The organism is Citrobacter sp. Cpo142 (genome assembly GCF_030332425.1).
Lineage (GTDB): Bacteria > Pseudomonadota > Gammaproteobacteria > Enterobacterales > Enterobacteriaceae > Citrobacter > Citrobacter portucalensis.
This window is the reverse complement of record NZ_JAOWHW010000138.1, coordinates 1-7,083: the sequence shown is the minus strand read 5'-3', so window position 1 is coordinate 7,083 and position 7,083 is coordinate 1. Positions and strand designations below refer to the sequence as shown.

Below are 7,083 nucleotides of genomic sequence, written 5' to 3'. Positions count from 1 at the left end.
CCGTTGAACAGATGCCATTTATCGTCAACGTCAGCATCAGGGGCCATAAACGCGCCGCCATTGCTGAGCGTGTAAAAGGACCAGATACCACTGTTGTACTCGTCACAGAAGCGGTCCATCCAGGCGAAAATGCGGGGTTCCAGCGTTATCCATTGTGGGATAGAGCCAAAGTACTGCGGCCAGAAGCAGATACGCTGTTCGTCGGGTATCTGCGTTACGGTCAGTTCAAATTCGGATTCGTTAGCAGCAGATGCGAGGTTGTTTTTTGTCGCTGTTGTCATGGGTATGTCTCCGTCAATAAAAAAACGCCAGCGGCGACGGCTGGCGTATGCGGTAATAATGAGTGTTCGGGAAGATTAAATGTTGCTGGTAAATCATGCGGAGCCAGCAGATGGATACGTCCGTACAGATGCCTGGCTTGCGGGTATAGCGGTTAAGACCTTCACCGGCATCCGGTTCAAAGTTCCATGCCTGCCCTAGTCGTCTTCAATGTTAACGCCGGTGATACTGGCAGGAACTAATGGCCCTGCTGCGCAATCAGCCGATACCCACTACGGTAGGTCATAAAGCGATTAGTGAAACGACTTCAAACCTTCAGAATTATTCATTACTCCCCCCCTGAAAAATAATAAAAAAGCGGCAGAATCGTGAGATTCTGCCGTTAGTTGTGTATGTTCAGAGGAATGATATATATCTGAATATTTTTATAATGCTGATAGGCCGTTTTGTGCCAAAAGCAGAAGCTGGTAATTCGTGTCTAATATACTTCACTTAACGTATATCCCAGCTCTGGTACAGAATATGCAAATTAAATACCCAAGAAGTGGCAGGCTGATTAACAAAGAACTCCTTCGATTATAGGATGATTTGTATCGGCACTCATCACACCATGTGCTCGATTCACGCCGCATAGTCAGTTGAATTTTGCTACTCTGTAAGAGGTGGTAAGCATTATCCAATACGGATTTAAATCAATGGAATAAATGATTATGAGTGAAAATGAAACAATCCCAAAGAAGTGTCACAGCCAGATTAACAAAGCTGTATTCTTTACATCTGCTTTGTTAATTTTTCTTCTTGTCGCTTTTGCCGCTGCATTCCCGGATGTTGCTGACAAAAATTTCAAACTACTTCAGCAACAAATCTTCACGAATGCAAGCTGGTTCTACATCCTTGCTGTGGCCCTGATTTTATTGAGTGTCACGTTTCTGGGACTCTCACGCTACGGTGATATCAAGCTGGGTCCGGACCATGCGCAACCTGATTTCAGCTATCACTCCTGGTTTGCGATGCTTTTTTCGGCAGGGATGGGGATCGGCCTGATGTTCTTTGGCGTTGCTGAACCGGTGATGCATTATCTCTCACCTCCCGTTGGCGCCCCAGAGACTGTTGCGGCAGCGAAGGAAGCAATGCGGCTGACCTTCTTCCACTGGGGTCTGCATGCCTGGGCAATCTATGCCATTGTAGCGCTGATTCTGGCCTTTTTCAGTTACCGCCACGGTCTACCTTTAACGCTGCGTTCTGCACTCTATCCCATTATTGGCGATCGCATATACGGACCTATAGGCCATGCGGTTGATATTTTTGCCGTTATAGGTACGGTCTTTGGCGTTGCAACATCGCTGGGTTACGGTGTTTTGCAGGTGAATGCCGGTTTGAACCACCTATTCGGGGTGCCCATTAATGAAACGGTGCAGGTCATTCTGATCGTGGCCATCACGGGGTTAGCGACGATTTCTGTGGTGACCGGCCTAGACAAGGGAATACGTATCCTGTCTGAGCTCAATTTGGGCCTCGCGTTGTTGCTCCTGGCGCTGGTCCTGTGTCTGGGGCCAACTGTGCTTCTGCTGAAGTCATTTGTGGAAAATACCGGCGGTTATCTTTCGGAACTGGTGAGTAAAACGTTCAATCTTTACGCATATGAACCTAAGTCGAGCAACTGGCTGGGGGGCTGGACATTACTGTACTGGGGATGGTGGCTTTCATGGTCGCCATTTGTGGGGATGTTTATCGCACGGGTCTCACGCGGCCGAACCATTCGCGAATTTGTCACCGGCGTGCTGTTTGTTCCGGCCGGCTTTACGCTCATGTGGATGACGGTGTTTGGTAACAGCGCAATCTATCTCATTATGAACCAGGGGGCGACCGATCTCGCCAATACCGTCCAACAGGATGTCTCGCTGGCCTTGTTCAATTTCCTGGAGCATTTCCCGTTCTCCTCCGTGCTGTCATTTATTGCAATGGCTATGGTCATCGTCTTCTTTGTCACATCTGCTGACTCGGGGGCAATGGTTGTAGATACTCTGGCATCAGGTGGGGTGGCAAACACACCCGTCTGGCAGCGAATCTTCTGGGCATCGCTCATGGGAGTTGTTGCAATTGCGCTTCTCCTTGCGGGAGGGCTGAGCGCGCTGCAAACGGTGACAATAGCAAGTGCATTACCCTTCTCCGTGATCTTGCTGATATCCATATACGGGCTGTTAAAAGCCCTGCGTCGAGATTTGACTAAGCGTGAAAGCCTGAGCATGGCGACTATTGCTCCTACGGCTGCACGTAACCCAATTCCCTGGCAGAGAAGGTTACGCAATATCGCGTATCTGCCGAAACGATCTCTTGTGAAACGTTTTATGGACGACATTATCCAGCCTGCCATGACGCTGGTTCAGGAAGAACTGAACAAGCAGGGGACGATAAGCCACATTAGTGACGCAGCCGACGATCGTATTCGTCTTGAAGTGGATTTGGGCAACGAGCTGAATTTTATATATGAAGTGAGGCTTCGCGGGTATAGCTCACCCACCTTCGCGCTCGCCGCAATGGATAATGATGAGCAGCAGACTGACCAACATCGATATTATCGCGCTGAGGTTTATCTCAAAGAAGGCGGTCAAAATTATGATGTGATGGGCTGGAATCAGGAACAGTTGATTAATGACATACTGGACCAGTACGAAAAACACCTGCACTTCCTGCACCTGGTTCGTTGATAGCAAAATGCCGTCCTAGGGGGCGGCAATTATTTATCCCGACCGCAATACGAGGGAATGCAGAATGATTTCACGCTGGCAATGGATTCTGAAGCAAACATTTAAGAAACTCTGGTTCAGAGCTACGTTATTCGCAATTGTCGCGATAATAACGGCTCTTTTATCTATTCTTTTTAAATCAATGATTCCTGAGTCGGTTTCAGTGAAGGTTGGTGCGGAAGCAGTTGATAACATTCTGAACATACTGGCATCGAGTATGCTGGCAGTGACCACATTTTCGCTGAGTATCATGGTCACAGCCTACGGTTCAGCCACTACTAATGTTACTCCCAGAGCAACGCGTTTAGTTGTGGAAGACGTAACCACACAAAATGTACTGGCCACCTTCATTGGTTCCTTTCTCTTCAGTCTGGTAGGAATTATTGCCCTCAATATGGGAGCCTACGGAGAAAGGGGAAGAGTCATTTTATTCATTGTCACACTCGTTGTCATTGCCCTCATCCTCATCACATTGCTTCGTTGGATACAGCATTTGACCTCTCTGGGGAGGGTCGGTGAGACAACAGCAAAAGTAGAACAGGCTGCCATCGAAACATTTATTGCGAGAGCCAGAAATCCCTGTCTCGGCGGATATCCATGGCTTGAGAGCTATGAACAGCCGAAAGGAACGGTTGCAGTTTATCCGAAGAAGATTGGCTATGTTGAATATATTGATATGGAGAAACTCAGCAAGCTGCTGGCCAATGATCCTCGTCATGTATACCTTGTGGCGCAACCAGGCAGTTTCATTCATCCGTCCATGCCAGCTTTGTACCTGAGTCAGGGCCAGGAGTCATCAATCTGCGCCGATTTACTTGAGACGATCATTGTCTCGGATGTGCGTTCATTTGCTCAGGATCCCCGATTTTGTCTTAGCGTCATGGCCGAAATAGCCTGCAGAGCCCTTTCACCCGCAGTGAACGATCCTGGAACCGCAATCGATGTCATTGGCAGAGGTGTTCGTATACTTTCTGCTTACGCGCAGAATAAGTCTCATGAAATTGAAGTGACCTATCCTTCAGTACACGTTGCGCCACTTCAGAACAACGATCTCCTGGAAGACTTTTTCTCACCTGTCGCACGCGATGGTGCCAGTATGAGAGAGATTCAGATAAGAGTGCTCAAAGGGCTATCTATGCTGAGTACGGGTTGGCCTGAGATGTTTGCTGATGCCGCGCACACTCTGGCAATTGAAACATTAGAGCATGCAAATCGCGCTGACCATATAGACTCCGATAGAGAATTCATAAAATCAATTTATTTTGATTTGTTTTTTGATGAAAACGCTAATAAGCAATCATAGTTGTGGAGCAAGCGATTTGGTTGCTAGCGAGACAAGAACAAAGCGTCTGCATGAGAATGGGCGTCTGCTTTGTATTAGAAGAGAACATACTGAGTCTTCATCACTTTTGCAGCAGGCTTTATCTCTACGTAAGACATCGCCTACAATCAAATATTTCGGTTTAATACCAGGAGAACACTAAATGTAGAAATTATGTCTACTCAGTTCGGAACAGACTACTGTTTTTTTATTCCGTAGCTGAGACCATCATATTTCCTCCAGCAAAGGAGATAAAAATGGAAAAATTATTTACCCCGTTTCAGACCGGTGATACTGACCTGGTAAACCGCGTCGTTATGGCCCCCATGACCCGCTCACGGGCAATGACTAGTGATACCGCTGATGAACTGACCGCAAAATATTATCAGCTGCGTGAATCCGTATGGGGCAAACCGGAGGTCGTCCGTGACGGGCTCAGGGATCTGGTTCGCCGCACGGGCGCAGATGAAATTATGGTGAACTCATGGCAAGGCACTCGTCTTTGCCGCTCTTCAGAAATAATGCTGAGTATTCTACCGGAAAGGCAAAAGGATCATTTACCAAAGATAATGACGAGAAAGTCATTGACGAAGCGGGGAAGGGGTTAAGTCATCAATCCATATCAAAATATCAGACGCCTGTTTACGCTATGCGGGCGTCCGCTTTTCGCTCACAGCGGACCTTCAATCCAGTAAGTATGTCGGCTTCGTGCTATGAGTCCAGCGATTATTGCAAGAATCGAAATACGCTAACCAACTGGGATCGGGGTACGTCGGCAATCGAAGCTGCAGGCAGGTAGCTCCTGCAGCCAGTATTGTTAACATTTCAACAGCAGCACTCTGCTTCTTTTTCACTACATTCTTCACAAATTCTGCAAGAGCAGAAGTCCTCAAGGTTATTGCACTGGCTACATTTTTTGCAGGTACAGTCCGACTCTTTCTCGTCACAGTTCTCACAAGTTCCACAAGTACATGCACTCATCATGTGTGCACACTTATCACAAATTTTATCCATAGTTTCTCTCAACCGCTAAATAAACAATCTCAACATAACACGTGATTATTTTATCATTGCTATATAGTCAACTAAAACTGGCCACTGCGCTCATTATTCGGAAGTGCCTGGACTAATCGGTGGAAATAAAAAATGAAAAAAATAAACCCTGACTGCTCCTGGCAGTCAGGTATGTTGTTATGGATGGAAAGCACAACTGTCACTCGTTAGTGCAGTCTGCTAATGTTGGCAGTGCCTTCGTAGCGTTCGTCAGGTCAACGCTGAAGGTCCCCGCTTTGCGGTCATTGACGTAGACGTCGAACTGCCTGGCCTTACGGATATCCATGATGAAACTAAACCAGGCATTATCCCCGTTACGCCAGCCAAGGGTTGAGGGAATGGCGTATTGCTTATGGGGCCCATCACCACTGTGATGTCGGTACTGTCATCATGCGAGCTGATCGTTTTATCCCCTGCGAGGGTCAGAAAAACCGATTGCTGGTAAATACCGTTCTGGTCCGGATTTTCCGTGCAGTTGATGGTAAACATCTTTCCGCTGCTATCCGTCACACTGTATTCCGCATTGCCCTGACCGTACCCCTGTTGCCAGAGTCCCGAAACCGCAGAGGCATTGAAGCTGACAAGCAGCACGCCAGCGAGCATGAGCCGACTTAAAGAATTTATTTTCATTTCTGTCTCCTTTGTCTTTGTATTTATTCCCGGTTATCAGGATTTGAGGGTATCAGCAGCCGTCCCATCAGTTTGCCGTCATGGGAATATTCAAGGAAACGCTCCCGGGTGCGCGGGTCCGTTTTCTCGTGGTATTCCAGGCTGATGTTGTCGGCAATACACAGCGCATTCATCAGCGGCTGCACGGTTTTCTCCTCCATATCCACGAGGTAGTAGTAACAGCCACCCTCGCAGCCATCGGGCGACTGACGGGTACGTAAGACCTGCATAGTGGGACCAGAAAGAGCAATCTGCGACCACTCTTCCCTGACATCATCCTGACGGCTCACCACATCGCTGAAGCGCGGAGGCGTGAGGTCCTTAAATTTACTGATAGCTTTCAGGTCATCACTCCTGTCATCGCAAGCGCTCAGAAACAGAGTGGAGGCAACCAGCGCCAGTAGAGGTAGTGTTTTACGTTTCATTATTTTTTCCTGAAATCAGACGAACCACTTTGGTAAAGACATAAATCCCCACGAAAATACCCACCGGCACGCCGACGAACGGCGTCAGCGCGACACTGGCAGCACCGGCTGCGCCACCTCCCGTCAGTAGTGCGGCAACGGTTGCAAGTGTCAAGGCCGTGAGGCTGTCGGACACTCCGGTTTTGTTCAGAATGATGACGATGATAACAATGGCGATAATGGCAATAACGGGCACTGGGCTCCTCCCTGTTGCCGCGTTGATAACAACGCCTGCGCTATTCCGGTGGGCTGTCAGCCGGAACAAACGTAAGCAGTGAATGCTGGATAAAGCGAAAATGGGGTAAGGCCTGAATGAAGACCGGGTCTTCAACCAGGCGACACAGACTGTCATTGCGGCGAAAAGTCTCCTGCAAAGGCTGAATCAGATGGATTTCATCAAGTGTGAATACGGCGATATGCCCTTCGTGTTCAGCCACCAGATACCAGGTCTGCTGGTGGATGAGTAACCGGCAGGGAGCCAGGCGCTCACAGCGTCGCCCCTCCGCAATCAGCGTCACCCGCCTGCGCCCGGTAATGGCCTGAATCAGTC

Annotated in this window: 6 protein-coding genes and 3 pseudogenes; 3 read left to right on the top strand and 6 right to left on the bottom strand. The window is 48.5% G+C overall.

Annotated elements, in window-relative coordinates:
* A partial coding sequence (locus tag OGY18_RS20195; protein ID WP_286554171.1) for an antirestriction protein occupies positions 1–281 on the bottom strand: 281 nt, incomplete at its 3' end.
* Between the two features lie 112 nt (positions 282–393).
* Positions 394–486 (bottom strand): annotated as a pseudogene (locus tag OGY18_RS27375) (DUF905 family protein); the annotation flags it as partial.
* Between the two features lie 503 nt (positions 487–989).
* Between OGY18_RS27375 and OGY18_RS20185 the strand changes: the two are divergent.
* From OGY18_RS20185 to OGY18_RS27370, 3 genes and pseudogenes are all read left to right on the top strand, one after another.
* The gene (locus OGY18_RS20185; protein WP_032939120.1) at positions 990–2,987 is read left to right on the top strand and encodes a BCCT family transporter; all 1,998 of its coding nucleotides are present in this window, start codon (positions 990–992) and stop codon (positions 2,985–2,987) included.
* 64 nt (positions 2,988–3,051) lie between these two features.
* Complete coding sequence (locus OGY18_RS20180) at positions 3,052–4,329, top strand: DUF2254 domain-containing protein (RefSeq protein ID WP_003036928.1); 1,278 nt, start codon at positions 3,052–3,054, stop codon at positions 4,327–4,329.
* A gap of 275 nt (positions 4,330–4,604) precedes the next feature.
* Positions 4,605–4,748: pseudogene (locus OGY18_RS27370) on the top strand (oxidoreductase); the annotation flags it as partial.
* 812 nt (positions 4,749–5,560) lie between these two features.
* On the opposite strand, the pseudogene OGY18_RS20170 reads toward OGY18_RS27370, so the two are convergent.
* The 4 genes and pseudogenes from OGY18_RS20170 to OGY18_RS20155 form a co-directional block, all read right to left on the bottom strand.
* Positions 5,561–6,030 (bottom strand): annotated as a pseudogene (locus OGY18_RS20170) (YfjT/YkfB family phage-associated protein).
* A 23-nt stretch (positions 6,031–6,053) separates the two neighbouring features.
* The gene (locus tag OGY18_RS20165) at positions 6,054–6,494 is read right to left on the bottom strand and encodes a YfjS/YafY family lipoprotein (RefSeq protein ID WP_003029616.1); all 441 of its coding nucleotides are present in this window, start codon (positions 6,492–6,494) and stop codon (positions 6,054–6,056) included.
* On the bottom strand, positions 6,484–6,729 hold the full coding sequence (gene ypjK / locus OGY18_RS20160) for a protein YpjK (RefSeq protein WP_003029614.1): 246 nt from the start codon (positions 6,727–6,729) through the stop codon (positions 6,484–6,486). Before ypjK ends, OGY18_RS20165 begins: the two co-directional genes overlap by 11 nt.
* A 40-nt stretch (positions 6,730–6,769) precedes the next feature.
* The coding region (locus tag OGY18_RS20155) for a WYL domain-containing protein (protein ID WP_286553867.1) at positions 6,770–7,083 on the bottom strand (314 nt) is incomplete at its 5' end.